Origin of the sequence: Nonomuraea maritima (genome assembly GCF_900100395.1) — a bacterium.
Taxonomy (GTDB): Bacteria; Actinomycetota; Actinomycetes; order Streptosporangiales; family Streptosporangiaceae; genus Nonomuraea; species Nonomuraea maritima.
Genome location: NZ_FNFB01000028.1, coordinates 51816 through 76512, shown reverse-complemented (window position 1 = coordinate 76512; position 24697 = coordinate 51816). Strand labels below are relative to the sequence as shown.

The following is a 24697-nucleotide window of genomic DNA, read 5'->3' as shown; positions in this document are numbered from 1 at the left end:
AACCACCACCGGCACCGCTGACGCACAAAGCGCCAGCGGTGCCGCTTGCGCATCGAGAAAAGGAACCCGAATGACTCTCAAGAGTCGACGCCGCCGCACCCGTCCTCGCGCCAGCTGGACCGAGGCCGAGAAGCAGGTGTGGCGCGAAAGCAAGGACGCTGACAAGAAGATCGTCAGCGACGCGGTCGTGATGGGCGCCCGGGCGCTTTCGCAGCGGCCGGACCTGATCGACGCGTTCCGCGAGTACGCGGCCCGTGTGCAGGGCCACCGCACGCTGCGCAACGCGCTGGCCATGCTCGCCCAGAACCCGAACGCGACGCGGGTGAACTCCGCGTTCTTCTGGGCGAAGGAGGACCGCGCCGTCCTGAAGACCGCCGAGCCGATGCGGGTCATCGCCCGCCGCCGCGGCGGCAAGAAGGTCGAGGAGTTCGAGAACAAGGAGACCGGCCAGACCGAAGAGGTCGACGCGGGCGAGTGGAGCGGGTTCACGTCGGAGCGGGTGTTCGACGTGCGCGACACCGTGCCGAAGAACCGGCCCTGCGACCACTGCGGCACCCACGTGGGCCTGCGCTGCCCGGAGACCTGCGCTGTCTACGAGGTGGTGCGCGGTCCCGCGCCGACTCGCGACGAGGTCCGCGAACTGCTCGACCGGGTGCTGAAGGACGACATCGGGTTTTTCCCGGCCGACGTCGACGGCGAGGGCGAGGACTCCGAGCAGTGATCACGATTAAGCACAACCATGAGGACGGCACCCTCGTGTACGGGACCGTCAAGGGCGACGGGGTGCTCGACATCGTCAAGAAGTGGGAGAACGGCCGATTCGCCTATTTCCCCAGCATGGCCAGGCAGGGCCTGCCCTGTATTGGTATCCGCAGCAGCCGCGATCAGGTGGCCGACCGCTACCGCATCAACCAGGCGGCTGAGGCGCTGCGCGCTGCCGGGTTCGACGTCACCGTCGAGATCGACGACGAATTTCGCGACCGCGCCCAGGTCCTGGAGGACAAGGCCGACCGGCTGGAAGACCGCCGCGACGCGCTGGAGCGGAAGGTCGAACGCCACGCCGGCGCGGCGGCCTCCGCTCACGAGCGGGCGTCGCAGCTCAGCGAACGGTTCGCGGGCGGTCAGCCCATCCTCGTCGGCCACCACTCGGAGCCGGGCGCACGTCGGGACCGGGAGAAGATGCACGCCGCGATGCGCAAGAGCGTCGACGAGGACAAGGCGGCGCACGAGGTGGCCCGCCGCGCCAGCGCGGTCGGCTCGCAGATGCGTCGCTCCGCGACCCCGGCCGTGACGGCTCGCCGCATCAAGACGGCCGAGGCCGAGCTGCGCAAGATTCAGAAGGCGTTGGACGGCCACGAGCGCAGGCATCTCGACCACGCGGGCGAGCCGTACTACATCGAGGTCCACAAGCCCGCCACCGGCGACTACCGAGAACGGCTGCTCGCCCGCAAGGCCCAGTTGGAGAACCAGCTCCAGTACGACCGTGCGCAGCTGGACGCCGCGGTGGAGGCGGGTCAGTACGTCGAGTGGGGCAAGCACAACGTGCACGTCGGCGACGTCGTCCGCTACTGGGGACTGCAGCCTCGCACCGTGGTGAAGGTCAACAAGGTGACGGTGAGTGTCGAGTCCGGGTACTCGTGGCCGGACAAGGTGAAGTTCACCGAGATCCGCGCCGTCGAGTGCCCGCACGAGGACACCATCTTCCCGGCCGCCAAGCCCAAGTCCGACAGCCCCGCCCCGCCCCCGCCTCCGGCGCCTGCGCGGCGCACGGTCCAGGCGCCGAGGTTGGACGTGGCCGAGCTCGCGGCGAAGATCGAGACGGCGGCCCTGGAGGTTCCGCGCGGCCTGGAGACGTTCTTCTCCACGCCCATGGTGGTCGAGCGGGTGATCGAGGCGGCCGAGATCCGTCCCGGCATGACGGTCCTCGAACCGTCAGCAGGGCGGGGCGCGCTCGTGAAGGCGGCCGCCCTGGCGGGCGCTCTCGCGGTCCACTGCGTGGAGCTGTACGCGCCGTTCGCGCCAGACCTGCTGGACATGGATGCCGTTGCCGACGTGACTTCGGGTGACTTCCTCCAGGTCGAGCCGGACAACTACCCGTACCGGTTCGACCGGGTCGTCATGAACCCGCCGTTCTCGAAAGGCCAGGACATCCGGCACGTCACGCACGCGCTCCGGTTCCTCAAGCCTGGCGGTCGGCTGGTCGCCGTCATGAGTAACGGCGTCGCCCACCATGTCGCCAACGTCGCCAAGGAGTTCCGCGAGCTGGTCGAGGCCCGCGGTGGCAGCATCACGCAACTGCCCGACGACGCGTTCGCATCGGCCGGGACCAACGTGAGCACGGTGCTCGTGGTCATCCCGGCCGAGGAGTAGAGCGCCGCCATACCCCCACTCACGGCCCCGCCTCCCCACGAGGCGGGGCCGTTCCCTTCACTACCTACGGAGAATCTGTGCTTAACCGGCTTTTCCCCGACGACATCGACGTTGTCGAGATGTTCGCAGGTGGCGGCGGCTCCGGAACCGGAATCGCGGCCGTCCCCGGCACCAAGCTGAAGTTCGCCGCCAACCACGCGAAGACGGCGAAGTGGACGTACGTCGCGAACCACCCCGACGTCGACTTCTGGCTCGGCGACGTCCAGGCGGCCGACGCCATCGAGAAGTTCCCCTACGCCAGCTTTTTCTGGGCATCTCCGGCGTGTCCGGCGTTCAGTACGGCCTCGGGCGAGACGCGGTACTTCGACAAAGAGAACCAGATGGCCCTCTGGGCCGACGACCTGGACGACCTCGACGAGCACCAGAAGACCCGCATCCGAAGTCGCGCCCTGATGGAGGAGGTCGTCACCTACCTGCGCCACTGCCAGGAGAAGCACGGCAAGCCGGTGCTGGGCTTCGGCGTCGAGAACGTGGTCCAAGCGCGCCTGTGGGCGCACTGGGACCGGTGGATCCGCGAGCTGCGGAAGCTCGGGTACATCGTCCAGATCCACGCCGTCAACGCCGCGCACGTACAAGGCCGGACCACGCTGCCCACCCCGCAGTCCCGCGACCGGATGCTCGTCTCGGCCGTCCACGAGTCCGTGGGCCGTACCCCGAACTACTCCAAGTGGTTCGACCCGTACGCCTTCTGTCCCAGCCACGGAGGATGGGTGCAGGCCGTCAGGGCGTGGAAGCGCCACGGCGTGGACATGGGCGTCTACGGCATCAAGCACGGCCAGTACGTGTGGGTGTGTCCCGAGGTGTCCTGCCAGGGGCAGATCATCGAACCTCCGGTGCTCCCCGCCGCCTACGCGGTGGACTGGACCGACCTCGGCACGCCGATCGGCTCCAGGAAGAAGACGAAGCAGAAGCCTGAGGGCCTGGCGCCGAAGACGATCGCCCGTATCCGTGCTGGCGTCGAAGAGCACTGGATCAAGCCGTTCATCACTCCCGCGGGCGGCACGTGGAACGACGGCCCCAGAGGAGTGGACGAGCCGATCTCCGCGCTCACCACGCGCGAGGCCAACGCGCTTGTCGTGCCGTGCGAAGGGCGCGACGGCAAGAAGGCCCGGCCGACCAGCATGCCGAAACGAACCAGCACGACTCGGCTGGAAGACGCCATCGCGTTCAACCCTGACTCGCAGCTCGGCGCGTTCCCGGCGTTCCTGTCCCTGATGCGGTCGGACCGGGCGCGGAACACCAACCCGACCACGGACCCGCTGGCCACCCTCGTCTCGGACGGCTCCAACCACGCGCTGGCCAGCGACCCCGACATGAAGGACGGGATGCTGCCGCTGATGTTCCCGTTCCGTGGCGGTGGAGACGAGTTCAGGTCGAGGCCCGCGTTCGAGGACCCCGCGCATGCGGTCACGGCCGGCGGCTTCCATCACGGGCTCGGCGTCCCTCCCGGCTGGTCGCCTCCGCCTTCGCTCCTGATGCGCAACAACGGCTCCAAGGGAGACGGGCGCGAGCACGTCACGCCGACCAGCGAGCACATGCGCACGGTCACCACGACCGGGCACCAGTCGCTCGTCACCGCTCCGCCCGGCCTGCCCATGCCCGAGACGCTGCTGATGGCGTACTACGGCAACGGCCGCGTGCAGGGCGTGAACGAGCCGTTGGGAACGGTTCCGACTCGCGACCGATGGGCGCTGCTCACCCCGGACGGCCAGATCGACGTGCAGTCCATCAAGTTCCGGATGCTCAAGCTCAAGGAACTGCAGCGTGCCCAGTCGTTCCGCGACGACTACCGGTTCGTCGCCGACACCGCGCGCGACAAGGTCAAGCTGATCGGCAACGCGGTACCTCCGCCCATGGCCGAGATCCTCGCGTGTGCTGTCATCGAGGCGATCCTCAACGTCGAGTTCGACCGGTTCGCCCACGACTACGCCCTTACCGCATAGCGCCAGCGCAACCGCTGGCAGAAAGGCACTACTCATGACCGCCACCGGAATGCTCGTCTTCGGCTACGACCTCGGCGGGCCCGGCGCTCCGCTCGGCTGGAAGATCCCCACAACCGCCAGCGGCCACCCCGCCGTGGACTGGTACGACCCCGCCGACCCCCACAACATCGGGTTCGGTGAGCAGGCCGCCGCCCACCTCATCACCCTCAAGGGCGAAACCCCGGCGATGGACGGCCTCGACCGCGGGTTCGCCGACGACCTGTGGGGCGTCCACCTGGTCGACTACGGAAGCGAAGGAGCCGAACGCTGGCTCGTGGTGTCGTACCGCACAGACGCGTCCGAACGATCCCCCGCCCAGCGCATCACCGTAGCCGAGCTCGTCGAGCACGAGCCCGCTGCCACGCAAATGCTGCGAGCCGCGCTCGACGCACTCGGCATCCCCGAGCCGGGGGCGCCGCAGTGGTACGTGGCCGCCCGTGAAAGCTGACAGATAGCGCCAGCGCTACCGCATGCAACCTCACCCCGCCCCGGCGGCCGGGGCGGGGCCCACCCGCAAGGAGACCCTGATGCAGCAACCGGCATGGCTGCCCACCTACGCCCGCGTCCCCCTCGACCTCGTCGAACTCGACGGCGACAACATCGTCCACGGCACGAAAGAGCAGCTCATGGAGCTGTGTCGCGAGCACAACATCCACCGGCGCGCCATCACCCCGTTCTCGACGAGGCTCGGCCGCGGCTACGTCATCCAAGGCACCGGCTCCCGCCGCACCAACACCGTCTGCCTGATGACCGAGGACGTGGAATGGGGCCACTACCGGATCCGGCCGCCGTTCTCCGCCTACGAGCCGTTCACGCAGCTGGGGGACCTGGAGAAGTTCCTGTCGGCGCTGATCGACGACTACCCGGAGGGAAGCCCCACACGGGCGCTGGCCGACGCGCTGATCGACGTCGGCCGCCTCTGGATGGCGACCAAGTACCAGGGCCACTCCCACATCGACACCCGCGAGCTGGACCAGGTCCTCGCCGTGCGGCTCAACCCGCACATCCACGCCTGGCTGTACCCGATCACGAACGTCGACCGCGACTACCACGAGCGGCTCGCCGAGTTCGACGAGGAGACCGGCCGCTACGCGGGCTCCCGCTACCTGCACCCCAGCGACTACTAGACCCAGGAGACATCCCCTCATGAAGAAGAACCACAGCCGCCCCGTCGACGTCGGCCTGCACTACGTGGCACGGCCCGAGCCGGACGACGACACCCCCACCATCATCATCCTGTCGTCCCCGCACGGGCCGTTCAAAGACGGCGTTGCCTACCAGGGGTACGCCTACCTCGCAGGCCACCTCGGCCGCATGCACTGGTCGCTCGCCGGCGGCGTCCACGACGACCCCGACGACTGCCTGGCCGCCGCCATCGCTCACGCGCGGGTGCTCCGCGACCAGGACAAGCCGCCGCTGCCCCGACGACACACTCCGATGATCGCTGGCCTGCTGCTGCTGGCGTACGAGCTGGCGGACAACGGGCTGCAGGAGCGTGCGCGATGAGCGGTATCGAGCGCGCTATCAGGGCCCGCATCCTGAGGGATCGGGAGCTGCTGCGCGAGGCCGCCGCCGCGGTGCTCGACGCCGCGGCGGTCACCAGCTCGACGCCGTGGCGGCCGGACGGCAACAGCGTGAACAGCCCTGGCACGTACGTCGCCATCGCCTACCAGTGCTTCGGCGACGCCGAATGGATGGCGCTGACGGACCCCACCCTGGCCGAGCCGCTCGCGGCCGTTTTCCGAGAAGCGGCCGACGAGCACGAGCAGCACGTCGACGACGACACCGGCGACCACGAGCGGTGCGGCGGCACCGTGCTCAGCGACTGTTCGTGTTTCGTCGCCGTCTACCTGATGGCCGTCCATCTGCTCGTCAAGGCCGGCCGCATCCCCACGCCGGAGTGAGCGATGCGGGCGCCGATCTACATGACGCCGTCGTCGACCGAGCCGATCCGCGAACAAATCCGCGCGGGCCGGCTCGGCGCCATCTGCACGCCGCGGCAGGGCAACAAGCTGGAGGAGGGCTGGGAGTTCTGCATCGACAACGGCGCGTTCAGCGGCCGGTACGTCGGCGACGACGAGTTCCTACGCCTCCTGCGGAAGCTCCGCCACCTGCGGCAGTGGTGCCGGTTCGTGGTCGCGCCGGACGTGCCGTTCAACCATCCCGGCACCTGGCGACGGTCCCGCGACATGCTGCGCCGGATCCGGGATGCGGGGTTCCCCGCGGCGCTGGCCGCCCAGGACCTGATGGACCTCGACACGTGGGATCACGACGACGACTACGACGTGCTGTTCATCGCCGGGACCGACGCGTTCAAGCTCAGCAGGGCCGCTGCAGCGCTCGCCGCCTACGCAGTCGAGATCGGCAAATGGGTGCACATGGGCCGCGTCAGCAGCCTCAAGCGGTACCGGTACGCCGCGGCGATCGGCTGCGACTCGGTGGACGGCACGTATCTCGTTAAGGCCCCGGACAAGCTGCTGCCCTACGTGCTCGGCTGGCGGGCCGACGTCGAGCGACAGGAGCCGGTCAGCCTGCCGGATATCGCGGACTTCCGTGACCAGTCGTACCTCCTCACGCAGCCCCGGCGGCCGACGCCGCTCGAGGTCGACGTGGCCGCACCTGGCCTGCAAGAGGCCCTCTTTTAGGGAGATGATCATGACTCAACTCGACAGTACGATTTGCCCGCCATGCGGACGTTCGAGCACCGGGTGCCGACACAGCCACCTCGGCTACCTCGCCGCCTGCGCCGAATCGGAGACGTGGTTCTACGAGCTCGTCGAGCCGCTCTGCGCAGACATGATGACCGTCTTCTACGCCTGGACGGCCGCCATCGAATGGCACCGGCTGATCAGCGCGCTCGTCGAGCACGAGCACCTGACGTGGCACGACGCGCAGCTGAAGGCCGCCGCGATGATCAAGGAGGTAGCGCCGTGACGCCCGCAGTGGATCCGAAGACGATGAGGGTGCACAAGCGAAGCCGGTTCGAGCAGTTCTGCGACCTGCACGCGCAGGGCGAGAACCCCTACGCCATCGCCGCTCGGCTGAAGGTGACCGATCGGACGATCTGGCGGTACCTGCGTGACCTGGAAGGACCACGCTCCAAGTACCGCTACCCGCAACTCATGCCCAGGGTGCTGGAGCACCTTAAGCGCTACCCGGATTCGGAGTTTACGTCCGGGGAATTGGCGCGCGTGCTGGGCGTTGCCTACCCCGGTAGCGACGCGGGGTACAACGGGACCAAGTTGAAGCCGACGCTGCGAAAGATGGAGGAAGAGGGCCTGATTGTGTCCGAAGAACGGCCCTACAACTCCCGCGGTTACCGCACCGAGAATCGCCTCACGGTGTGGTACTGGCTCGCCCCGGAGCACCGGCCATGACCATGTGCTCGTGCTGCGCGAAGAAGCCCGTCTACGTGCGTAAGCGCCTCCTGTGCCGAGCCTGCAACGAGCGCTGGCAGCGTGCGGGCCGGCCCGACACCGGGCCGCCACCGCCCAGCAAGGGCGGCCGACCTCGAGACCGCGCCACCGACGAGCGCGCGGCTGAGACCAAGCAGGCGCTGGCCGACGGGACAGCGACGCTGACCGAGCTGGCCGAGCGGTTCGGGGTGACGCACCAGACCGTCATGTACTACCGGGACCGGGCGGAGGAGGAGTGAGCGAGGTGTGCGGCGCGGCCGCGCGGCACCGGCTGTTGCAGGAGCAAGGCAGCCCCAGGTGCGCGGTGCTTCCTTCACAACCAGCCCCGCCCATCGCCACGGCACCGCTCACGCCGGCAGTCCCTGCCCGACTAGAAATGCTGATTCAGACAGCGCTACCGCTTGCAGAATCCGCTACGCTTTCGCCAGACCTATGGAGAGACGGGAGAAACCTGATGGCGAAGAGGACCAAGGATGACGTGGCCAAGGCCACGGGCGTGACGATGCAGAAGCTGAACGAGATCCTCGACTACATCGTGGGGGCCGTCGCGGCTGGCGACACGGTGCAGCTCACGGGGGCGTTCACGGTCAAGCCGGTGGAAGCGGCCGCGCGCACGGTGCGGGTGCCGTCCACGGGCGAGACGATGACGACGAAGCCCAAGAGGGTCCCAAGGTTCTCGGCCGGCTCCGACTGGAAGCGCGTGGTGGCGGCGGGCCCGAAGTCGTAGAGGTCTGGGATGGGAGGGCGAGGCTGCGGGGGCGGTCTCGCCCTTCTGTTTTCCACGGGACATTCGGCCGCCCCGAATATATGATGAATATATGAGCACCAAGCCGATCACCATCACCGTGGACGAGGCGGCCCACGCCTACGCCCAGCAGCAGGTCCAAGCCGGGCGCGCCCGATCCGTCTCCAGCTTCTTCAACCAGGCAGCCCTGCACCAGATGGAGGAGGACCGCCGCGCCGACCTCGCATGGCAGGAAGCCGTTGAACGCGCCCACCAGGACCCCGCCGTCACACACCGGGCACAGCGCCGCGCGGCCAAGGCGCGGGAACTGCTGAATGGCTGACGGGTACGTCCTCGACGCGCTCCTGCTCGCCGAAGTAAGCCGCGGCGATCCCGACGTGATCGCCCTCCTCCAAGAGCTGGACGCGTCCCAGATCCCCATGATCGTCCCCGCCCTGGCCATCACCGGCGCCACCGTGGAGACAGCCGCCACCGCCGACCAGCTCGCCGTCATGCGAGGCGTCGGCCGGCTCGGCTCGACTCGTCTGGCCGCTCTCTCCGTGTTTGATGACAGCGTGGATCTGGCGCACATGCGCAAGGAGATGGAGGGCGACCTGTGGGACGTCCAGACTGCTCTCCAAGCTGTTCTCCGTGGCTGCCCCATCCTCACGGTGGACGGCACGCACTGGGAGACCACGGCGAGAGCCTTATGGGGGCACCTCGTCGTGGTCCAGGTGTCTCAACTAGACGAGTAGGAACCCATGCGCATCGACGACTTTGAGGCTGGCGCAGAGCGCCTCCACCAGGCCGCGAGGGACCTCCAGGACGTGACGGTCGACGACCTGTACGCGGCCGGCAGCCACTTCGGAGAGACGCTGGCGGCGCTGAAGTCGCTCTCCCAGCAGGTGTTTGAGGAACTGGAAATGCTGCCCCAGCGGGTGATCCTCCGCTCCGACAACGAGGCAGACCCCGCGACGCATCGGCGCGCTGCCATGGTGCATGTGGCGTCGCTGCGGTCAGCGCTGGAGGAAGCTCAGGAAGCGGCCAGTCGCTACCACAATGCTGTGGGGCACCTCGGCGTCGAGGTTGACCTCAACGCAAGACGAGACAACTGATCTGCCGTCCCGCATCACGAAGGGCGCCCGCCAGCACGGCGGGCGCCCTTCGTTGTCGGCGGGGACAGTTAGTCGTCGCTGGGGTCCCCGAACTCTGACTCCAGCATCCACACAGCCTGCCGAAGGGTCGGGAGCAGCGCGCCCTTGCCCCAGTCCGGGTCGGCCTTGGCCGCCTCGATGAGGTGCTTGCCATCGCCCTCGCTGACCAGATCAGCGAACTCACGGAACCGCGACAGAACCGCAGGCGGCGCGGCCGCTCTCGCCTCCTTCTGAGGCTTCGTCTCCTCGTCGATGTAGCCCAGCGCCACAGCGGTACGCGTGATGGCCGCGGCCGACTTCTTGCCGGGGGTCTGCTTGAAAACCTCGACGGCCTTATCGTGGCCGCCGTCCTGCGTCCAGATCGGCCACAGCGCCTTGCCCTGCCCGGCGTTGACGGGCCGATCGGAGTGCGGGCTGACCGCCTGGACGATAGGGACGAGCCGGATCAGGAGGTTGGCGTACTGCGGCGTCCAGTCCCACCGGATGCGCAGGTACTCCTCCCATGAGGTGTACGGCGTCTCCGACTTCCTCCACATCTCGTTGTCGCGGACCAGGCCGAGCAGCGTGCCGACCTCGACCACGTACTCGTTCGTGGCCGCCGTGATACGGCTCTCCACCTCGTCCAGCGGAGAGTTGGCGTCGAGCTGAGAAACAAATTTGTTTCCCGCGGGCGCCGGAGACTGCGCCGGCACCGCGCCGATCAGCTCGTCCAGGACGCTGGAACCCGTCTCAGGCTGCGTCGACGCGACAGTAAATTTGGCCGCCATCGTCACCCGGCCTTCGGAGCGACGAGCATCCTGGTCAGGTACTGGAAGTCCTGGCGGACCGTGGCGTCGGGCGCGTACTCGTGCAGCGGCAGCCGGATCGACTCCAAGGTCGCCTCGCGCGCCTTCACGCTCTGCCGGACACCCATGACGAGCGCGTCCGGGAAATCGTTGCACATGGCGTCGAACACGTCCCGTGTCAGGTTCGACTTCAGCACCTCGGACAACACCACGGCGAGGATGCGCTGATCCGGCGTCAGCCGCTTCTTCGTCAGCGCCAGCGTCCGGTTCAGGTCCCGCAGCGAGTTGAGGTCGAACCCGGAGGCCTTGAACGGAACGACGACGTTGGGTGCGGCGACCAGGGCCGCGATGGTGAGCTGGCCGAGCGAGGGCCCGCAGTCCATGATCTCAACGTCGATCGGCTCGGTGGTCTCCTTGATGGCCTGGTCGATGACGTACTCAACGCCGGGAGGCGGGCCGAGCTCCACCTGCTTGAGGCTCGTGAATGACGGGACGATGTAGAGGTTCGGGACGCGGGTCGCGTAGGTGACCTCGTCGGCCGTCGCTTCGCCCTTGAACAGGTGCAGCAGGTTGAGCGGCTCGCCCTGGCCGGCCTGAGCTGGCTGGAACCAGTGGGTGACGCCGCCGCCCTGAGCGTCGACGTCCCATAGGCGGACGCGGTATCCCATGAGCGCCAGCTCGCAGGCGATGCAGCCCGCGGTGGTGGACTTGCCGGAGCCGCCCTTCTGCATGACGCAGGTCATCCGGGCGGGCGCGTCGAGCGGTCGGAAACCATTCGGGACGCGAGGTCGGAGCCACGGCGGAAGCTCGTCGCCAGTTGGAGGCGGGGCGACGGTGGTGGGTTGCATGCTTCTCCTCTGTGGTGGCGGGGTGGTGTCGCCGACAACTGCGACACATTCGACATCCTAGAGAGGTGATCAGCTGCAAGCACGCAGAAAGGCCGCCCCGGGTGGACGGGAGCGGCCTTTCGAGCAACCCAGGCGATCGTGCCTGAGGAGAACGATCATAGCTGTGCTGATCAGGGCGCAGGGATATCGAGACGATCACAGTACGCCGTCAATGCGTCGGCGATCACGTCGCTGCCAGTCCTGGACTGGCGACTGCACACCGCGACCAGGCGGGCCCGGGTGTTCTCCGTCAACCGGACAGCCGTCGGCTTGTCATCTCCGCCTCGCTTCTTCGTTCGCGGTGTCGGCAACGCCACCTCCGAACCTTCCGGCATCTGCTTGGGTGCACCATGGCGGCCGGCGTACGCGTTGATCGCGGTCTCCCACACCCCTTGAATGCTTTGGCCTGTCTGCTCGGCGGCGGCTTTCACTCGCGCGCGCGTCGCCTCGTCGAGCTTGGCGGCGGTGGAGTACAGGGTGGGCCGCTGGAACACCTTGTCACGGTCGTATTCGCCGGGGATGCCCAGCTCGTCGAACCAGGCGTTGAGTGCCTCGATGATGGTCTCGGCTCCGCCCAGGCCGAGGCGCGACGCTGCGGCAGCGAGACGCGCTCTGGTGTTGGTGGTGAGCCGAACGGTGGTTTGGAGGAGGTCCTGCCCGCCCTTGCGGTACTCCGTGGGGCTTGGAAGCTTCAGGTCCGCAGTGGCCGGCATCTCCTCGGGGATGCCGGTTCGATCGGAGAAGAAGTTGATGGCGTCTTCCCAGATCTCCTGCGGGCCTTGCCCGGTGCGCTGCACGGCGGCGGTGAGCCGATCGTCGGTGGTGGAGTCGAGGCGGGCGCTGGTGGTGTGGAGATTCGTCCATTGGGCTTCCCGGACGCGCATTGGCCTGCGAGGTGCCTGTGGTTCCGCTTGCGCTTTTCCGGGTTCGACGAACGCAACCGTTCTGGGGTCGGACTTCTTGCGGGGCATGGTGCTGCTCCGGGTGGTGGTGGCGGGGCGGGTTGGTGCTGTGTCTCACCGTATTGGTTCGGCCGCTGCTTTGTCGCGTCTCAAATGTTCCGTTATGTCCGGTTTTGAGGGGCTCTGAGATGTCCCCTAACGGTATAAACCTGTCTGACGGTCGGATAGCATCGGAGATGAGCGATGCGCGCTCTCCGACCACCACAGCACCGACTACACGCACACGCGAACGCAGCGGAAGACGCATAGAAAGCGCAAGCGGTAGCGCATTCGGAAGGGACAGTATGAAGCACAGAGCCACGGCGAGCCGGGTCGGCGATCCGTACGAGTACACCGTCGCCGGAAGCCCGGTCGCGGTCTCCCGCCACGACGACGGCAACACGATCTGCATCGACCCGCTGCCCGGCGGCCGCACCCTCGACGGCAGCCTCAGCGAAATGGCCCTCGACGAGGCCGAGAAGCTCGTCCACTCCCTGCGCGCGGCCCTCGACCAGGAGGAAAACTGATGACCGCCCCGCCCCCCGCGCACTACCGGTCCGCCGTCGACGAGCTCGTGCTCGATCCCGTTGTGAAGAGGATGGCCGCGCGCCCGCCCCTCGATGGTGAGCAGTGCATCAACAGCGACGGCGAGCTGCAGTTCCGCTTCCTCTGCCGAACCGCCGAGGACTACTTCAACGCGGGCGGCCAGCACCGCGGCCCCGTAGGCGCTATCGCCCACGCGCTGCTGCGGCTGCGCGCGGAAGCCGCCTTGAAAGGTCACTGCCGATGAGACGCGAGATCCACTCCAACTACCGTCTCGTCATCACGCCCGACCTGCGAGACGTGCTCCCGCGCGGCGACCACGCTGCGACTCTGCTCCTGCTCGACAGGGTTGCGGCCGCCACACACCGCCACGTCGACCACGTGCGCGGCGTCAAGGTCGAGTTCGACAAGCGCGCCGTGTGCTCATTCTGCGGATACGACTGGGAGACCGTCACCGAGGCGGATCTCGCCGAGCACCCCGAGGCCTACGAGGGCCAGGTCGTCGGTGAGCCGGTGTGCTGCGAGCCGGCCGCCGCAGAGTTCCGTGCCGAGCAGAACGGAGGCCTGTGATGTCCAGCAGATTGGACCCGGCCCGACTGCTGTCCGAGGCGCGCGCGCAGATCCCGCGAGAGTGGGCGAACAGCCTCGCCAAGTACCTGGAGGAGAAGAACCGTGGCTAAGGGCAAGCTGCCCGAGCAGCAGCAGCCGGGCGAAGGACAGCGGGAGTTCCACGAGAGGCGCCGCCCGTGGGGCGCGATGGTACACGCTGGCACGGAGGTCAAGACGTGCCGGTCGCGCATCGGCTCGGCCGTCGAAATGCTGCGTGGACAGCTCAACGGCCCGTCCTCCTACCCCATCCCCGTCTCTCAGCGGGCCCGCGTCGAGGAGTGGGAGCAGCTGCTGTCGCGCGTCCTGTCCGACCTGGAGGCCGTCGACGTCGACGCGTGGAAGCCGCAGATCCGCGAAGAAATCACCTACCGCCCGGAGGGACAGCAGTGATCGGCGAGACCCTGCACGAGCCGTACATGGAGGCGTGCGGCAACGCCGTCATCGCCCGAGGCGTCGAGATCAACGGGCTCCAGACCACGAACGACCCGATACGCGCGGGCGTGCTGCACCTCGGCGACCCGAACGAGGCGCCCGGCGACCGGCTGTTCTACTGGGATGAGGAGCGCGGCTGGGCGTACAGCAGGTGCGTCCCTGGCGAGAGCCCGTTCGACGTGGTCGACAAGATGACCTGGTTCGGTGACCGCGTGCTCCCGACGCCCGAGCAGTTGGCCGAGTTGGTCGCCACTCTCCTCGGCGGGGCGAAGCTCATGACGAGCTTCATCGGCCCGGACTTCCGCCGCGCCGGCGACGACGATGGGCTCGAGACGTATCTCGCGCACTACGCCACGGCGTTGGAGGTGGCATGACTGGCTACCGGCAGGACCTGCGCGTGCTGCTGGGCGACCCAGGCCAGCTCGCGCTGGAGCCCGAGCAGTTGATCGGGCAGATGGAGGACACGATCGAACGCGCCGGGTACGAGATCGTCGCGAAGACCTGGTCGACCAGCGAAGCCCCGACGCCGACCGTGTACGGGCCGACGAAGACGATCGGGGACCGCGAGCTGGTCCAGGGAGTCGTCATCCACCGGTACACCGAGCTGGCGCGGGGCGGCATGCTGTGGTCGATGATGCCGTGCTGCCCGCGGTGGGCGCACCTGAAGGCGGATGCTTGGCTGGAGTTCTCGGTACGGTGCCAGCCGTGCGGCGTCGACTACGGCGTGGGGCTGATCAGCGAGAGTGACGGCGGGTATCTGGCGGCGTTCGAGGTCACGCGGGACGCGATGCCCGTTCTGTCGCGGACCCGCTCGAACGCGAAGCCCATCGGCTAGGCTTTGATCACTGGCCTGTTGGCCGTTCTTCATCGCGAAGGCCCTGATCCCATCTGGGATCAGGGCCTTCGTCGTTTCCGGGTGGCGTGGCCACCACCGGGGCACCGTGCGGCTGGACCCCATCAGGACCTGTGCGGGGAAGCGCGGTCCTGGGTGCGAGGTGGTGGCCACGCCAGCTCAGGCACCCCCACAGGATGGATCGGTTCGGGGTCCGGTGGCGCCGGCTCGGGGAGGTCGTGCTGCCGCATGTCCTTCAGCAGCAGGACCTGGCTCGTGGCGAGCGTGTCCGGCAGGCGGCGGAAGTTGTCCCACGGGACGAACACGTTCTTGAGCTTCAGGTGCGGGATGCCGCAGACGTTAGGCCGGTACAGGTCGCCCAGCACTCCGGCTGACTCCGTCCAGCCCACCGACCACAACGTGACGTTCCTGAGCAGCATGGGGCAGTCGCGCAGCGCGAACGGGATGCAGGTCTGGCAGATGGGTGGCGCGTTGGTGCGGCCGGAGTCGACGTCGACCTGCTCGAACACCGGGGGCACGAGCAGCCACCAGAGGCGCTTCGTCTGCGGATCGCGCGCGAACTTGCCGCACACCTGGCACATGCCGTGATCCATGCACGCCCACTGCCGCCGGGTGTTCAGCTTGCGCATGCGGACCACACCAGCCCGGTTCGTTTTCACGCGGGCGCGCAGCACACCGTTGAGGTAGTCGGACGACTTCGGGTCCTGGTAAGAGAGCCTCTCTCCTCGGTCGGTGCCGTCGTCCGGTACGTAGATGATCGGGTCGTCGACGATCTCGCCGCTGTAGGCAATGACCTGGGGAATGATGGTGTAGCCGCTCACATCCAGTCTCCCGCGCCAAGCGTCGGACGGTTGCAGGGTGCGGTGACCCGGATGCGTCTCGTCGACTGATGGGGCGCGGGCACCTGCGCTGTCTGGGCGGCCTTGTCTTCCTCCGTGGCGGGCCGGTGGTACCTGTTGATGAGGCATTTCAACCGGTCAACGGCGAGTTGCCACTCAGTGGAGCGGTACTTGCCGTTTCCCATGAGGACGATCGGCTTTCCGCAGACGCAGATGTCGTGAGCCAGTACAACCAGGGCTTCCTCCAGGCCCTGAGGCAGCCCGGTGTTGTCCGGCGGAATGCGTGAGGTGTGGTGGTCTCTGGGTGGCATATCCACACGGTAATGGCACCTGTCCCTATCGGTCTAGGGCTTGTACTAGACGATTTAATAGAAGGATTAGAATTGCTAACTACATGTAGTCGCCGATGGGAGCACGTACCAGGACATCTAGCGTCCGTGACGTGCAGCTCAACCCGCGCGGCCCGCGGCCGCTCTACGACCAGCTCGCCGATGCGCTCCGCAAGCGCATCGATGACGGCGAGCTGGGCCCGGGCGCGTTGGTCCCTTCGGAGTCGGAGCTGATGGCGCAGTATGGCGTCGCACGGATCACCGCCCGCAGAGCCATCAAGGAGCTGCGCGAGGCGGGCCTGATCTATACCGTGCGAGGGGAAGGCTCGTTCGTCGGGCCGCAAAATGCACCGCGGGAGGCCCGCGCCGGCTGGCAGTTCCAGTCGATCGCCGACGACCTGGCCGCGAAGGTCCGGGCCGGCCGGTTCAGCGAGGAGACACCGCTGCCGTCCGAGACGCAGCTCTCCCAGGAGTACGGCGTGGCCAAGGGTACGGTGCGGCGGGCGCTCGGGCTTCTGCGCGAGCAGGACGTCGTCTACACCGTCCCGGGCCGGGGCACCTACCCAAAACCACCCAACGCGTCCCAATAGGTGTACCTGTTGTCGGGTGTCGGGGGTACCGTAGTCGCGTGACCACATCCCTCGACGAGGCCCCCGCCATGACGCCGGGGGAGCGCGTCGCGACTGGCGTGCTGGCCGATATCGAGGCGGGCAGACTCCGTCCAGGTGACCAGCTACCGTCCGAGCCGTACCTGCAAGCCGCGTATGGCGTCGGCCGCGCGGCCGTCCGATCTGGTCTCGAGCGCCTGAGGCGGAAGGGCTTGATCGTCACCGTGCAAGGCTCCGGCTCGTTCGTCACCGATCCCAAAGGCTGTACGCCGCCGATGTCAGCGACCGGGCGGATGCTGCACGACATTCGCGAAGGCATCGCGAAGGGCACCTTGAAGGCAGGAGATCAGCTGCCCAAGGAGCCAGAGCTGATGGCCACCTACAAGCTGTCCTCGCCGGCGATCCGCGCGGCTCTGCGGGAGCTGCGCCAGGAGGGTCTGATCCACTCACGCGGTCGGCACGGCCGTTTCGTCGGCCCTGAGGGAACGCAAGTTCGTCGAGAGGCGACGAAGGGCGAGAAGCTGGCCGAGGCGATCGCCGCGCAGATCCGCGACGGCCGCTACATGCCGGGCGACTGCCTGCCGGGAGAGGTGGCGCTGGCTGAGCAGTTCCAGATGTCCCGAAAGGTGGTGCGGGCCGCGATCGCCCTGCTGCAGGAGCAGGGCCTGGTCGTGACGGTGGCCGCGAAGGGCACCTTCGTCAAGGAACGCGAGGAGAGCTAAGGCGTCCGGCTGGCGTCCTGATAGCCGCGGCGGTAGGCGAGGCCGGCCAGGCGGCGGGGGCGGCCGAGTGCCGCGGTCGCGGTGACGCTCACCATGGCGAGCGCGGCCAGGGCGACGAGCATGGCGGGCGCAGTGCCTTTTAGGGCGTGCTCGATGAGCGCCACGATGAAGACAATGCTCATGGCGATCGCGGCGATGCGTGTCATGTGCGTTCCTTAGGGGGTCAACCCACAGATAGGGCCGTGGTCAACTTAGCCAGTCATGGTCAGGTGCGAAACACCGGGGTACTGCTGAACCGCCGCTGATGCCCGATCGTTACGGACGGTTCCTTTCCGGCTTGTCTGACGGTGACAACAAAGTGTCATGTGTCTAAAGTGTCAACCCGTTCATCTGGACATACCCGTCATTCAAGGATTTACATGGATCGCTCCGACGCGCACGGTGCGTAATGCCAGCCAAGCGGAAACCGCTATCCGGCTTCCGTGTCGCACCTACGCGCTACCCATCTCGCTTTGAAAGCAGCTCTTGACAATGATCACGCGTCTTCGCGCCGCCCTCGCTATCTCCGGCACCGCTCTGCTCGTCGCCGTAAGCGCTTCTTCCTCTGCTTGGGCCGACCCTGTCAGCCCTTCTCCCTCGCCGAGCGTGTCCGCATCCGAAAGCGCGACTGCCACTGCGCAGCCCACCCCCACCGCGGAGCTCACCCTCAACCCGCCCACCCCTGAGGCGAGCGCGACGCCGACCAGCACCACCAAGCCAGGCACCCGCACCAAGACCGAGACCATCCAGACCGTCTACAACCCTGACGGCAGCAAGACCATCACCCGCACCGTCACCGAGTCGACGACCACCGTGACCACCACCAAGGTCTCGGCGTCAGCCGACAGCGACGCCGGAGGCTGGTAGATCTTGGAAACGCTCACCATGTACATCGCCGCGGCGGCCACTTCGGTGGCCGCCGCGGTGGCCGCCGCCACCATCGCAACAGGCCTTTCCGGCATGACCGGGGCGGTCATCCTGCTGTGGGCCGGCGTAGCAGTGCTAGTCGCGACCTTGGCGGTCGTGGTCCACCGCGCCGTGGCGGCCTGGCGCCGGGCCTACCGCTTCGGCCTGGAACATGCACGCAGCACCGCCGCGCTGCTCCACCAACCAGCGCGGGCGCGGCTGTAACCAACCGGGATGCAACGAAGGAGATCAAGCCGTGCCCATGGGGATCGGCGACACCGGGGCCTCGATCTACATCTACTTGATCGAGGAAGGCCCAACGTCGACGCAGCAGCTTTTGGAACGTTTCGGCGGTCTGCCCGCCGAGTACGCACTCGAACGCTTGCGTGATGTCGGACTTGTCGTTGGTGAACCCGCCACTGCGCGCCACCCGGACTTCGCTCTGCAGCCTGTCGTGGCACAGGCGGAAGTGAGCCTCGCGCGTCTGAAGCTGCAGGCGGAAGAACTGCGCGAGGTGTACGAGGCGAACACTCAGTACGGCCCGAACGCGCCCGTGGAGGTCCTCAAATCGCGTCAGCGCGTCGGGGCCGCGATCGACGATCTCACTCTCGGAGCACACCGAGAGGTGATGCAGTTCGCCACTTACCCGTTCATCCCGCTTACGAGGGTGCATGCACCGGGGGACCCGGCGCGACGCAACCCGGACGGCACGGTGCGCCGGCCGAAGCGTCGCTTCATCTACGAGCAGGCGGTGCTGGACGATGAGAACGCCATGTCCGGGCTGCGGAACGTGGTGGCACTGGGCACAGACGTGAGGGTGGCCAAGAGTCTGCCGTTCAAGCTGATCATCTCCGACCGCGAGAAGGCGTTGGTGCCGAGGTGGCCTCGTGGATATCCGGATCAGATGTCCACGCTTCTCATCCGTGGCGGGTCATTGCTGGAATCCATGATCGTAGTGTTCGAGCATCATTGGAACGAGGCAGTTCCCTTGCGCGATCCCCGCCTGGCCGCCGCCGATAAGCACACCGAGCTGGATCCGGTCGACATGTCGATCCTGCAGTACATCGTGGCAGGGCAGACGGACGAACAGATGGCCCGGCTGATGGATGTGTCCAAGTCGACGATCCTGCGGCGGATCAAGCGGATGCGGGACCTCGCGGAAGTTGATTCCCGCCCAGCGTTGATCTTCCATGCCGCGCGTAACTGGCTGAACTGATCTCTGCGGGTCAGCGTGAGCGGAGCATCTCCATCTGACGCCCAACATTCTGGAGCAGAAGCTCGATCTGGGCGATGAGGAACTCCTCCATGCTGGCCCGCTCCTCGGGCGTGAAATTTGGTGCCGACCTGATCTCCTCAAGCTTCTGCCGGAGATGCTTTTGCACGGCGTCGGGGGTTACGTCGGGAGCGAGCACTGCGGACAGGATGGTGTCCTTGGGGGAGTGCTTGTCGATGATCTCGCGAAGCAGGCGGGCGGCCTCGGGCCGGCCGACTTCCTCGACCTGGTTGGGCGTGGCGTTGACTGCCCAGGCAACCCAGGCGTAGTCGAGATCGCTGGCACTGGTCTCGCCGCTTTCGATGCGGCGCAGCTTGTTGGGGTAGAAGTTGTAGCCCGCCGTCCGTGCGACCTTGTCGGCGATGGCCTTGAGAGGGACTTCGGGCAGCAGCTCGTCTCGCCGGGTGCGGAGGTGGTGGAGGAGTGCCGCGTCGGCAGGCCTCTGCGGTGGGGTGGGCACGGTGGCGTCCTTCTTTCGTGGCGTAATTGTCGCAACAGTACCAACGTGTACGCCATGTCGCCCAGGGCTGGACAAAAAAGCGATCACTAAAGGTGATCATGAAATCACGTGCAAGAGTGTCGCGTCTGTCACGTATGTACGCACCAAAGTGGACACACAGGACATGCTCACGATATGGTTGAGATCTCGGTTCAGCCTGTCCGAAACAAGATCAAATAGGGCACCGAGACCGCAATAACCAGCAGAAACGGAACCGAGCCCCAAGCGAGGACACCACACGTAACACCTCGCCAAAAGCGCAAGCGGTACCACTGACAAAGCCAGGAGAGTGAATGACCATCACGCCCCCCGCACCCGCCCTCAGAGTCACGGGAAAGCGCCTCGACGAACTCGTCGACGGTGTCATCAACAACCGGCTCACCGACGTCGGCGTGGCAGCCCGAGACCGGCTCGTCCAACTCCTCGACGGTGACGGGCAGGCCGCCGACCGCATGATCAACCAGCGCGTCAAGGACGTCGAGAACGACCCGGTGTTCCGCGTTGAGTGCGACCGCCTCCCCAACGCGATCCTGCTGGCCGCCCTCAACGCCGCCCACCTGGCCAACCAGCTCGCCGCCTACCTCTGCCTGTACCACGGCCTGGCGTGCGAGGTGACGATCGACCTGGAGCAGGGCGACGGCCAGGTCATCCCGATCGAGGGCGCCACCAGCCCCGTCTTCATCAAGGTGGCCGCGCCCGTCTACAACGCGCGGTGGCAGACCGCCGAAGGGCCGCGCGAGATGCTACGCATCACCGCAGAGCGGTTCAACGCCCGGCTCGGCATCGGGCTCGCCCGCCGCGCCTCCTTGCCGCCCGGTCACCTGAGCCGCGTGTGGGACATCACCGTAAGCGACGCGACCGGCCGCGACGTCACCAGCGACTTCCCGGTGATCCACCCTCGGCGAAGCGCAGGCGTGATCCCGTTTGCTGAGGCGTACGTCCCGCTCGACGCGACTCCGGCTCGGGTGGCCGCGCACATGGAGCGGCTCGTCGAGCGCTACCCAGACGTGTGGAAGGGAGGCCTCACCGAGGACGGGCTCGGCATCTTCCACTGGATGAACAGCGGCTTCCTCGTCGAGGTCCAGACCGTTCCCGAAGCGCCCGCCGCGTACACGACGCTCCCGGTGGCGATCCACCGCATCAACTGCGCAGCGCTCGGCGTGCCGATGAGCAGCCCCATGGACCTGGTCGAGCGGCTCGTCCGCGTCGCTGAAGCAACTTCGGTCCGGGACCGCAACACCATCTACCAGCTGGCCATCGGCGAGGTGACCGAGTGAAGCTCCTGCCCACGCCGTCCGACGACGAGATCACGGACATGCTCCACGCCATCCGCGCCCCGCACCCCAGCGACCCAGTGATCCAGCCGGCCCGCCGCCTGGTGTGGCGAGACCAGACCAACCCGGCCGAGAAGGCCCTGACCCTCTTCGACCGGTGGGTCTACGAGCGCGAGCGGGAGGACTGATGACGCCGAAGATCCGGCCCGGTGATCGCCTGAGGATCACCATCCTGTGCGAGGCCGACGAGCTCAAGCACGGCGACCAGCTGTTCGTCAGCCTCCCGCAGCCCAACGGCGTCACCAAGTTCGTCGGCGAGATCCCGCTGCACACCGAAGGCATCAACGTCGAGGTCCTCACCCCCGAGAAGTGGCCGCCCATCGAGGGCGACATCTGGGAAGACGGCCAGGACGTCGAGTGGTACGCGGTCCGCCGACATGGAAACCGAGAGGTCACCTTGGTCAACACGGGCGGGAACTTCGCCGTGGAAGACCTCGACGACATGCTGTCCATCCGGGGACCGTGGCACCTGGTCCGCGAGGGGCGCGAGCGCAAGTTCCAGGAGCCCCCGTTTTGATGACCACCCTCGTCACACCCACCGGCCGGTACCTCGGCCGGTGGGCCTCCGGAAGCCCCGAGTGGCACGCAGCACGTCAGCACCGCATCGGCGGATCCGACGTCGCCGCGATCATCGGCCTGTCCAAGTGGCAGTCCAAGTACAGCCTGTGGTGCGAGAAAGCCGGACTCATCGAACCCGACCCCCAGAACGACCAGCAGTCACGCGGCCACTTCCTGGAGCCTGGCGTGGCCGCCTGGTTCGCTCACGAGCACCCCGAGTTCGAGGTCGTCGAAGCCGGGACGTACGTGCACGCTGACCCGGATCGGGACTGGCAGCTCACCAACCCCGACCGGTTCCTTCTGCAGGACGGTCGCGTGGTCGGCGGACTGGAGATCAAGACCGACGCTGACGGCCGCGGCTGGGGGACCTCCGGAACCGCAGAGATCCCGTTCCACTACCTCACCCAGGTCCGCTGGTACCTCGACGTGACCGGCCTGCCGTGGTGGAAGGTCGCAGTCGTCATCGGCCGCGGCTTCGACTTCCGCGAGTACCACATCCTGCCCGACGAAGCCGACGCCGAGTGGATGCGCAGGCAGGCCGAGGAGTTCCTGCTCAGCATCGCGTGGGACGAGATGCCGCCCGTCGACGGCCACAAGGCCACCGTCAAGGCCATCCGCAAGCGGCACCCCGACATCGACAACGAACTCATCTACGACATCACCGACGAGCAGGCCGCCCGCTGGCTCCCCGCCCTCGCGGAGGAGAAGGCGGCGGCCGCCGAAGCGAAGTCGGCCAAGGCCCGAGCTGAGAAGGCCCGCGCCGAGCTGCTCGATGCGATGGGTCTGGCCGGCCGCGCCCGGTTCGGCCTCGACAACGTGGCTCGCCGCCAGGCGAAGGGCGGCGGCACCCCCTTCCTGGTCGTCGAATCCGACCTTCCCACCCCTGAACTGCAAGGAGTCGCAGCATGACCGCAGCAACCCCCAACCTGCCCGCTATCGCCACGTGGGACATGCCTGCCCGCATCAAGTACGCGCAGGACCTGTCCAACGCGGGCCTGCTGCCGGACGCCTACCGCAAGCAGCCCGCCAACGTGCTGTACGCGGTCGAGTGGGGCATCGCGCTCGGCGTCGAGCCGATGGTCGCCATCACCGAGGTCCACATCATCAAGGGCAAGCCGACCGCGTCGGCAGGCCTCATGTCGGCGCTGGTCCGTAAGGCCGGGCACAAGCTGCGCACGTGGGTGGAGCACGACGACGAAGGCAACGTCGTCAAGGCCGTCACCACCATCATCCGTGCCGACGACCCGGACTTCGAGTTCCGGGCGACGTGGACGATGGACCGGGCCCGGAAGGCCGGGCTGATCAAGCAGAACGAGAACTACCTCAAGTACCCCGAGCAGATGCTCAAGGCCCGCTCGGTGTCCGAATGCGCCCGGGAAGCCTGCAAGGAGGCGCTGCTCGGCTTCACCTACGTGCCGGAGGAGCTGGGCGCGGAGATGAACCCGGACGGCTCGTACGTCGTCACCGACGCCAGGGTGGAGGCGGGCGCCTCGGTGCGCGAGGCAGCCACGGCCTCGCAGGAGGTGACCGGCGTGGTCAAGGCCACCACCGATCAGCTTCGCCGCCTGGCCAAGCTGATGGACGAGAAGGGCGTGACTGACAAGCTCGGCTACCTGCATCTCGTCCACCCGGACTACACCTTCCGGTCGGCGGCTGACCTGACGCCGGCGCAGGCCGCCGCGGTGGAGAGCGCGCTCGGCCGGGGCGAGCACCTGCCGCCCACCGTGATGGAGCCGGAGGAGGCGCAGGCGAGCGCCGAGCCCGCCAGCGGGCCGGTCGCCGCGGCGCCGGACGAGAAGCTCGCCGGCGGCGAGCAGCCTCCGGCCGACGCCGACGAGCCCGTCGAGGGCGACGTCGTCGAGGACGAGCCCGCGAACAAGGATCAGCTGCGCGAGCTGGGCATCCTCATGACGGACGCCGGGATCACCGTGCACACTGGGCGCGGATCGACGAAGCTGAACGACGAGGCACGGTTCGCGTGGCTGTCCGAGTTCCTGAAGGTCCCGGTCGAGGGCTCGACGAAGAACCTCACCCACGGCCAGGCGCAGTCCGCCATCGACGAGCTGAAGCGGCTCCTGGTTGAGCGCGCCAAGCGGCGGCTCAGCCTCTACAAGCAGATCGACGAGTCTTTCACCCGGATCGGCATCACCAACGGCGAGGACCGCTTCCAGGACCTGTCCATCATCCTGGAGCAGCCGATCATGAACGCCGACGACCTGACATTCGAGCAGGTGGAAGCGGTGGCCCAGCTGCTGGAGGCGGCGCTCGGCGCGGAGCAGCCCCGCGCCACCTGGGAGACCATGGTTAGCGCCGCCAAGCAGGCGGCCGAGGCCCAGCAGGGTGAGCAGCAGGGCGGCGGCTTCTGATGGCGTCCACAGAGGTGGCCGTGCGCCACGTGGTGCGGTTCAGACCGCCCCGGTGGCGCGAGAAGCGCCCGGAGATTCCGCTGGTCCTGCCGCTGCCGAAGAACACCATGGATCCGCGCTGGCGAGCCTGCGCAGACCACCACCCCGCGTGCGACTGCCGAGAGGCTGAGCTGGCCGAGAACCTCGCAGAAGTGCGCTGGGAGCGGGACCACATGCTCCGCGTCATGCGCGAGGAACTCGCCGGACACGCGACCTGGGCGTACCGCAACAACAACGAGCGCGACCTGCTCGCCGAGTGCAAGTGCACCGGCTGCGTGATCGTCCGCCGCATCGAGTTCGCCTCGATTGGCGGAACGTCCATCACCCGGAGCAGCGAGCCCGGCCGCAACCGATAGCCCCGTCCGGGCGTCCGCGCACAGCCAGGACGCCCGGACGGCACCAACCCCTGACTCTCCCCTTGGAAGGACT

The 24697-nt window shown here is 67.5% G+C and carries 39 protein-coding genes; 32 read left to right on the top strand and 7 right to left on the bottom strand.

What is annotated here, in order from left to right:
• The first annotated feature begins 70 nt into the window (after positions 1–70).
• From BLR04_RS31585 to BLR04_RS31520, 15 genes are all read left to right on the top strand, one after another.
• Entirely contained in the window at positions 71–721 is a 651-nt protein-coding gene (locus BLR04_RS31585; RefSeq protein WP_090772179.1) for a hypothetical protein, read from the top strand.
• Positions 718–2370, top strand: a complete 1653-nt coding sequence (locus BLR04_RS31580; RefSeq protein ID WP_090772177.1) for a DUF3560 domain-containing protein — start codon at positions 718–720, stop codon at positions 2368–2370. The genes BLR04_RS31585 and BLR04_RS31580 overlap by 4 nt, the downstream gene beginning before the upstream one ends.
• A 77-nt stretch (positions 2371–2447) precedes the next feature.
• Entirely contained in the window at positions 2448–4373 is a 1926-nt protein-coding gene (locus BLR04_RS31575; RefSeq protein WP_090772174.1) for a DNA cytosine methyltransferase, read from the top strand.
• Positions 4374–4407: 34 nt separating this feature from the next.
• Entirely contained in the window at positions 4408–4860 is a 453-nt protein-coding gene (locus BLR04_RS31570; RefSeq protein ID WP_143022305.1) for a hypothetical protein, read from the top strand.
• A gap of 79 nt (positions 4861–4939) precedes the next feature.
• Positions 4940–5539, top strand: a complete 600-nt coding sequence (locus BLR04_RS31565; RefSeq protein WP_090772170.1) for a hypothetical protein — start codon at positions 4940–4942, stop codon at positions 5537–5539.
• A gap of 19 nt (positions 5540–5558) precedes the next feature.
• Entirely contained in the window at positions 5559–5918 is a 360-nt protein-coding gene (locus BLR04_RS31560) for a hypothetical protein (protein WP_090772168.1), read from the top strand.
• Complete coding sequence (locus BLR04_RS31555) at positions 5915–6316, top strand: hypothetical protein (protein ID WP_090772166.1); 402 nt, start codon at positions 5915–5917, stop codon at positions 6314–6316. The genes BLR04_RS31560 and BLR04_RS31555 overlap by 4 nt, the downstream gene beginning before the upstream one ends.
• Positions 6317–6319: 3 nt before the next feature.
• Positions 6320–7057: a hypothetical protein gene (locus BLR04_RS31550; protein ID WP_090772164.1), complete on the top strand. Its 738-nt coding sequence runs from the start codon at positions 6320–6322 to the stop codon at positions 7055–7057.
• A 10-nt stretch (positions 7058–7067) separates the two neighbouring features.
• Positions 7068–7346, top strand: coding sequence for a hypothetical protein (locus BLR04_RS40060; RefSeq protein WP_143022304.1), 279 nt, complete (start codon positions 7068–7070; stop codon positions 7344–7346).
• The gene (locus BLR04_RS31545) at positions 7343–7789 is read left to right on the top strand and encodes a bifunctional [glutamate--ammonia ligase]-adenylyl-L-tyrosine phosphorylase/[glutamate--ammonia-ligase] adenylyltransferase (RefSeq protein ID WP_143022303.1); all 447 of its coding nucleotides are present in this window, start codon (positions 7343–7345) and stop codon (positions 7787–7789) included. The genes BLR04_RS40060 and BLR04_RS31545 overlap by 4 nt, the downstream gene beginning before the upstream one ends.
• A 35-nt stretch (positions 7790–7824) precedes the next feature.
• Positions 7825–8067: a helix-turn-helix domain-containing protein gene (locus BLR04_RS31540; RefSeq protein ID WP_143022302.1), complete on the top strand. Its 243-nt coding sequence runs from the start codon at positions 7825–7827 to the stop codon at positions 8065–8067.
• Between the two features lie 215 nt (positions 8068–8282).
• Entirely contained in the window at positions 8283–8555 is a 273-nt protein-coding gene (locus BLR04_RS31535; RefSeq protein ID WP_176903377.1) for an HU family DNA-binding protein, read from the top strand.
• A 91-nt stretch (positions 8556–8646) separates the two neighbouring features.
• A complete protein-coding gene (locus BLR04_RS31530; RefSeq protein ID WP_090772156.1) occupies positions 8647–8895 on the top strand; it encodes a hypothetical protein in 249 nt (82 codons plus the stop codon).
• The gene (locus tag BLR04_RS31525) at positions 8888–9307 is read left to right on the top strand and encodes a hypothetical protein (protein ID WP_090772155.1); all 420 of its coding nucleotides are present in this window, start codon (positions 8888–8890) and stop codon (positions 9305–9307) included. The genes BLR04_RS31530 and BLR04_RS31525 overlap by 8 nt, the downstream gene beginning before the upstream one ends.
• 6 nt (positions 9308–9313) lie before the next feature.
• On the top strand, positions 9314–9667 hold the full coding sequence (locus BLR04_RS31520; RefSeq protein WP_090772153.1) for a hypothetical protein: 354 nt from the start codon (positions 9314–9316) through the stop codon (positions 9665–9667).
• 68 nt (positions 9668–9735) lie between these two features.
• Here the strand turns inward: BLR04_RS31520 and BLR04_RS31515 are convergent, their stop codons facing one another.
• The 3 genes from BLR04_RS31515 to BLR04_RS31505 form a co-directional block, all read right to left on the bottom strand.
• Entirely contained in the window at positions 9736–10479 is a 744-nt protein-coding gene (locus tag BLR04_RS31515) for a hypothetical protein (RefSeq protein ID WP_143022301.1), read from the bottom strand.
• On the bottom strand, positions 10476–11222 hold the full coding sequence (locus BLR04_RS31510) for a ParA family protein (protein ID WP_245740748.1): 747 nt from the start codon (positions 11220–11222) through the stop codon (positions 10476–10478). Before BLR04_RS31510 ends, BLR04_RS31515 begins: the two co-directional genes overlap by 4 nt.
• A 287-nt stretch (positions 11223–11509) precedes the next feature.
• Positions 11510–12349, bottom strand: a complete 840-nt coding sequence (locus BLR04_RS31505) for a hypothetical protein (protein WP_143022300.1) — start codon at positions 12347–12349, stop codon at positions 11510–11512.
• A 275-nt stretch (positions 12350–12624) separates the two neighbouring features.
• On the opposite strand from BLR04_RS31505, the gene BLR04_RS31500 reads away from it, so the two are divergent.
• From BLR04_RS31500 to BLR04_RS31475, 6 genes are all read left to right on the top strand, one after another.
• Positions 12625–12846, top strand: a complete 222-nt coding sequence (locus tag BLR04_RS31500; RefSeq protein WP_090772146.1) for a hypothetical protein — start codon at positions 12625–12627, stop codon at positions 12844–12846.
• Positions 12846–13109: a hypothetical protein gene (locus BLR04_RS31495; RefSeq protein ID WP_090772144.1), complete on the top strand. Its 264-nt coding sequence runs from the start codon at positions 12846–12848 to the stop codon at positions 13107–13109. The genes BLR04_RS31500 and BLR04_RS31495 overlap by 1 nt, the downstream gene beginning before the upstream one ends.
• Positions 13106–13432: a hypothetical protein gene (locus BLR04_RS31490; protein ID WP_090772142.1), complete on the top strand. Its 327-nt coding sequence runs from the start codon at positions 13106–13108 to the stop codon at positions 13430–13432. Before BLR04_RS31495 ends, BLR04_RS31490 begins: the two co-directional genes overlap by 4 nt.
• Positions 13433–13534: 102 nt before the next feature.
• On the top strand, positions 13535–13861 hold the full coding sequence (locus BLR04_RS31485) for a hypothetical protein (protein WP_090772139.1): 327 nt from the start codon (positions 13535–13537) through the stop codon (positions 13859–13861).
• Positions 13858–14277 carry a DUF6292 family protein gene (locus tag BLR04_RS31480; RefSeq protein WP_090772137.1) on the top strand — a complete coding sequence of 140 codons (420 nt, stop codon included), beginning with the start codon at positions 13858–13860 and terminating at the stop codon, positions 14275–14277. The genes BLR04_RS31485 and BLR04_RS31480 overlap by 4 nt, the downstream gene beginning before the upstream one ends.
• Positions 14274–14738, top strand: a complete 465-nt coding sequence (locus tag BLR04_RS31475; RefSeq protein WP_090772135.1) for a hypothetical protein — start codon at positions 14274–14276, stop codon at positions 14736–14738. Before BLR04_RS31480 ends, BLR04_RS31475 begins: the two co-directional genes overlap by 4 nt.
• Positions 14739–14860: 122 nt before the next feature.
• Here BLR04_RS31475 and BLR04_RS31470 read toward each other — a convergent pair whose 3' ends face one another.
• Complete coding sequence (locus BLR04_RS31470) at positions 14861–15577, bottom strand: hypothetical protein (protein WP_090772133.1); 717 nt, start codon at positions 15575–15577, stop codon at positions 14861–14863.
• The gene (locus BLR04_RS40055; RefSeq protein WP_143022299.1) at positions 15574–15906 is read right to left on the bottom strand and encodes a hypothetical protein; all 333 of its coding nucleotides are present in this window, start codon (positions 15904–15906) and stop codon (positions 15574–15576) included. Before BLR04_RS40055 ends, BLR04_RS31470 begins: the two co-directional genes overlap by 4 nt.
• A 131-nt stretch (positions 15907–16037) precedes the next feature.
• Between BLR04_RS40055 and BLR04_RS31465 the strand changes: the two genes are divergently transcribed.
• Both BLR04_RS31465 and BLR04_RS31460 read left to right on the top strand, forming a co-directional pair.
• On the top strand, positions 16038–16514 hold the full coding sequence (locus BLR04_RS31465) for a GntR family transcriptional regulator (protein ID WP_245740746.1): 477 nt from the start codon (positions 16038–16040) through the stop codon (positions 16512–16514).
• 38 nt (positions 16515–16552) lie between these two features.
• Positions 16553–17254 carry a GntR family transcriptional regulator gene (locus BLR04_RS31460; protein WP_143022298.1) on the top strand — a complete coding sequence of 234 codons (702 nt, stop codon included), beginning with the start codon at positions 16553–16555 and terminating at the stop codon, positions 17252–17254.
• On the opposite strand, the gene BLR04_RS31455 is transcribed toward BLR04_RS31460, so the two are convergent.
• Positions 17251–17460 (bottom strand): hypothetical protein, encoded by a 210-nt coding sequence (locus tag BLR04_RS31455; protein ID WP_090772128.1) that lies wholly within the window; start codon positions 17458–17460, stop codon positions 17251–17253. The genes BLR04_RS31460 and BLR04_RS31455 overlap by 4 nt on opposite strands.
• A 439-nt stretch (positions 17461–17899) precedes the next feature.
• On the opposite strand from BLR04_RS31455, the gene BLR04_RS31450 reads away from it, so the two are divergent.
• The 3 genes from BLR04_RS31450 to BLR04_RS31440 are packed head-to-tail and all read left to right on the top strand — an operon-like array spanning position 17900 to position 19415.
• Complete coding sequence (locus BLR04_RS31450) at positions 17900–18160, top strand: hypothetical protein (protein WP_090772126.1); 261 nt, start codon at positions 17900–17902, stop codon at positions 18158–18160.
• A gap of 3 nt (positions 18161–18163) precedes the next feature.
• A complete protein-coding gene (locus BLR04_RS31445) occupies positions 18164–18424 on the top strand; it encodes a hypothetical protein (protein ID WP_143022297.1) in 261 nt (86 codons plus the stop codon).
• A 37-nt stretch (positions 18425–18461) separates the two neighbouring features.
• The gene (locus tag BLR04_RS31440; RefSeq protein WP_143022296.1) at positions 18462–19415 is read left to right on the top strand and encodes a helix-turn-helix domain-containing protein; all 954 of its coding nucleotides are present in this window, start codon (positions 18462–18464) and stop codon (positions 19413–19415) included.
• 10 nt (positions 19416–19425) lie between these two features.
• On the opposite strand, the gene BLR04_RS31435 is transcribed toward BLR04_RS31440, so the two are convergent.
• Complete coding sequence (locus tag BLR04_RS31435) at positions 19426–19932, bottom strand: hypothetical protein (RefSeq protein WP_090772121.1); 507 nt, start codon at positions 19930–19932, stop codon at positions 19426–19428.
• A gap of 332 nt (positions 19933–20264) precedes the next feature.
• Between BLR04_RS31435 and BLR04_RS31430 the strand changes: the two genes are divergently transcribed.
• The 6 genes from BLR04_RS31430 to BLR04_RS31405 are packed head-to-tail and all read left to right on the top strand — an operon-like array spanning position 20265 to position 24624.
• Positions 20265–21248 (top strand): hypothetical protein, encoded by a 984-nt coding sequence (locus BLR04_RS31430; protein ID WP_090772119.1) that lies wholly within the window; start codon positions 20265–20267, stop codon positions 21246–21248.
• On the top strand, positions 21245–21433 hold the full coding sequence (locus BLR04_RS31425) for a hypothetical protein (protein ID WP_090772117.1): 189 nt from the start codon (positions 21245–21247) through the stop codon (positions 21431–21433). The genes BLR04_RS31430 and BLR04_RS31425 overlap by 4 nt, the downstream gene beginning before the upstream one ends.
• Positions 21433–21822, top strand: a complete 390-nt coding sequence (locus BLR04_RS31420) for a hypothetical protein (protein WP_090772116.1) — start codon at positions 21433–21435, stop codon at positions 21820–21822. Before BLR04_RS31425 ends, BLR04_RS31420 begins: the two co-directional genes overlap by 1 nt.
• Complete coding sequence (locus tag BLR04_RS31415) at positions 21822–22772, top strand: YqaJ viral recombinase family nuclease (protein ID WP_090772114.1); 951 nt, start codon at positions 21822–21824, stop codon at positions 22770–22772. Before BLR04_RS31420 ends, BLR04_RS31415 begins: the two co-directional genes overlap by 1 nt.
• Entirely contained in the window at positions 22769–24229 is a 1461-nt protein-coding gene (locus BLR04_RS31410) for a hypothetical protein (protein WP_143022295.1), read from the top strand. The genes BLR04_RS31415 and BLR04_RS31410 overlap by 4 nt, the downstream gene beginning before the upstream one ends.
• A complete protein-coding gene (locus BLR04_RS31405; RefSeq protein ID WP_090772110.1) occupies positions 24229–24624 on the top strand; it encodes a hypothetical protein in 396 nt (131 codons plus the stop codon). Before BLR04_RS31410 ends, BLR04_RS31405 begins: the two co-directional genes overlap by 1 nt.
• The last annotated feature ends 73 nt before the right edge of the window (positions 24625–24697 follow it).

Bases quoted from the DNA above. Each gene is read 5' to 3' on its own strand.
- BLR04_RS31585 (WP_090772179.1), top strand. From the start codon at position 71: ATGACTCTCAAGAGTCGACGCCGCCGCACCCGTCCTCGCGCCAGCTGG.
- BLR04_RS31570 (WP_143022305.1), top strand. From the start codon at position 4,408: ATGACCGCCACCGGAATGCTCGTCTTCGGCTACGACCTCGGCGGGCCC.
- BLR04_RS31565 (WP_090772170.1), top strand. From the start codon at position 4,940: ATGCAGCAACCGGCATGGCTGCCCACCTACGCCCGCGTCCCCCTCGAC.
- BLR04_RS31560 (WP_090772168.1), top strand. From the start codon at position 5,559: ATGAAGAAGAACCACAGCCGCCCCGTCGACGTCGGCCTGCACTACGTG.
- BLR04_RS31555 (WP_090772166.1), top strand. From the start codon at position 5,915: ATGAGCGGTATCGAGCGCGCTATCAGGGCCCGCATCCTGAGGGATCGG.
- BLR04_RS31550 (WP_090772164.1), top strand. From the start codon at position 6,320: ATGCGGGCGCCGATCTACATGACGCCGTCGTCGACCGAGCCGATCCGC.
- BLR04_RS40060 (WP_143022304.1), top strand. From the start codon at position 7,068: ATGACTCAACTCGACAGTACGATTTGCCCGCCATGCGGACGTTCGAGC.
- BLR04_RS31535 (WP_176903377.1), top strand. From the start codon at position 8,283: ATGGCGAAGAGGACCAAGGATGACGTGGCCAAGGCCACGGGCGTGACG.
- BLR04_RS31530 (WP_090772156.1), top strand. From the start codon at position 8,647: ATGAGCACCAAGCCGATCACCATCACCGTGGACGAGGCGGCCCACGCC.
- BLR04_RS31525 (WP_090772155.1), top strand. From the start codon at position 8,888: ATGGCTGACGGGTACGTCCTCGACGCGCTCCTGCTCGCCGAAGTAAGC.
- BLR04_RS31520 (WP_090772153.1), top strand. From the start codon at position 9,314: ATGCGCATCGACGACTTTGAGGCTGGCGCAGAGCGCCTCCACCAGGCC.
- BLR04_RS31510 (WP_245740748.1), bottom strand. From the start codon at position 11,222: ATGCAGAAGGGCGGCTCCGGCAAGTCCACCACCGCGGGCTGCATCGCC.
- BLR04_RS31505 (WP_143022300.1), bottom strand. From the start codon at position 12,349: ATGCCCCGCAAGAAGTCCGACCCCAGAACGGTTGCGTTCGTCGAACCC.
- BLR04_RS31500 (WP_090772146.1), top strand. From the start codon at position 12,625: ATGAAGCACAGAGCCACGGCGAGCCGGGTCGGCGATCCGTACGAGTAC.
- BLR04_RS31495 (WP_090772144.1), top strand. From the start codon at position 12,846: ATGACCGCCCCGCCCCCCGCGCACTACCGGTCCGCCGTCGACGAGCTC.
- BLR04_RS31490 (WP_090772142.1), top strand. From the start codon at position 13,106: ATGAGACGCGAGATCCACTCCAACTACCGTCTCGTCATCACGCCCGAC.
- BLR04_RS31475 (WP_090772135.1), top strand. From the start codon at position 14,274: ATGACTGGCTACCGGCAGGACCTGCGCGTGCTGCTGGGCGACCCAGGC.
- BLR04_RS40055 (WP_143022299.1), bottom strand. From the start codon at position 15,906: ATGCCACCCAGAGACCACCACACCTCACGCATTCCGCCGGACAACACC.
- BLR04_RS31455 (WP_090772128.1), bottom strand. From the start codon at position 17,460: ATGACACGCATCGCCGCGATCGCCATGAGCATTGTCTTCATCGTGGCG.
- BLR04_RS31440 (WP_143022296.1), top strand. From the start codon at position 18,462: ATGGGGATCGGCGACACCGGGGCCTCGATCTACATCTACTTGATCGAG.
- BLR04_RS31430 (WP_090772119.1), top strand. From the start codon at position 20,265: ATGACCATCACGCCCCCCGCACCCGCCCTCAGAGTCACGGGAAAGCGC.
- BLR04_RS31420 (WP_090772116.1), top strand. From the start codon at position 21,433: ATGACGCCGAAGATCCGGCCCGGTGATCGCCTGAGGATCACCATCCTG.
- BLR04_RS31415 (WP_090772114.1), top strand. From the start codon at position 21,822: ATGACCACCCTCGTCACACCCACCGGCCGGTACCTCGGCCGGTGGGCC.
- BLR04_RS31410 (WP_143022295.1), top strand. From the start codon at position 22,769: ATGACCGCAGCAACCCCCAACCTGCCCGCTATCGCCACGTGGGACATG.
- BLR04_RS31405 (WP_090772110.1), top strand. From the start codon at position 24,229: ATGGCGTCCACAGAGGTGGCCGTGCGCCACGTGGTGCGGTTCAGACCG.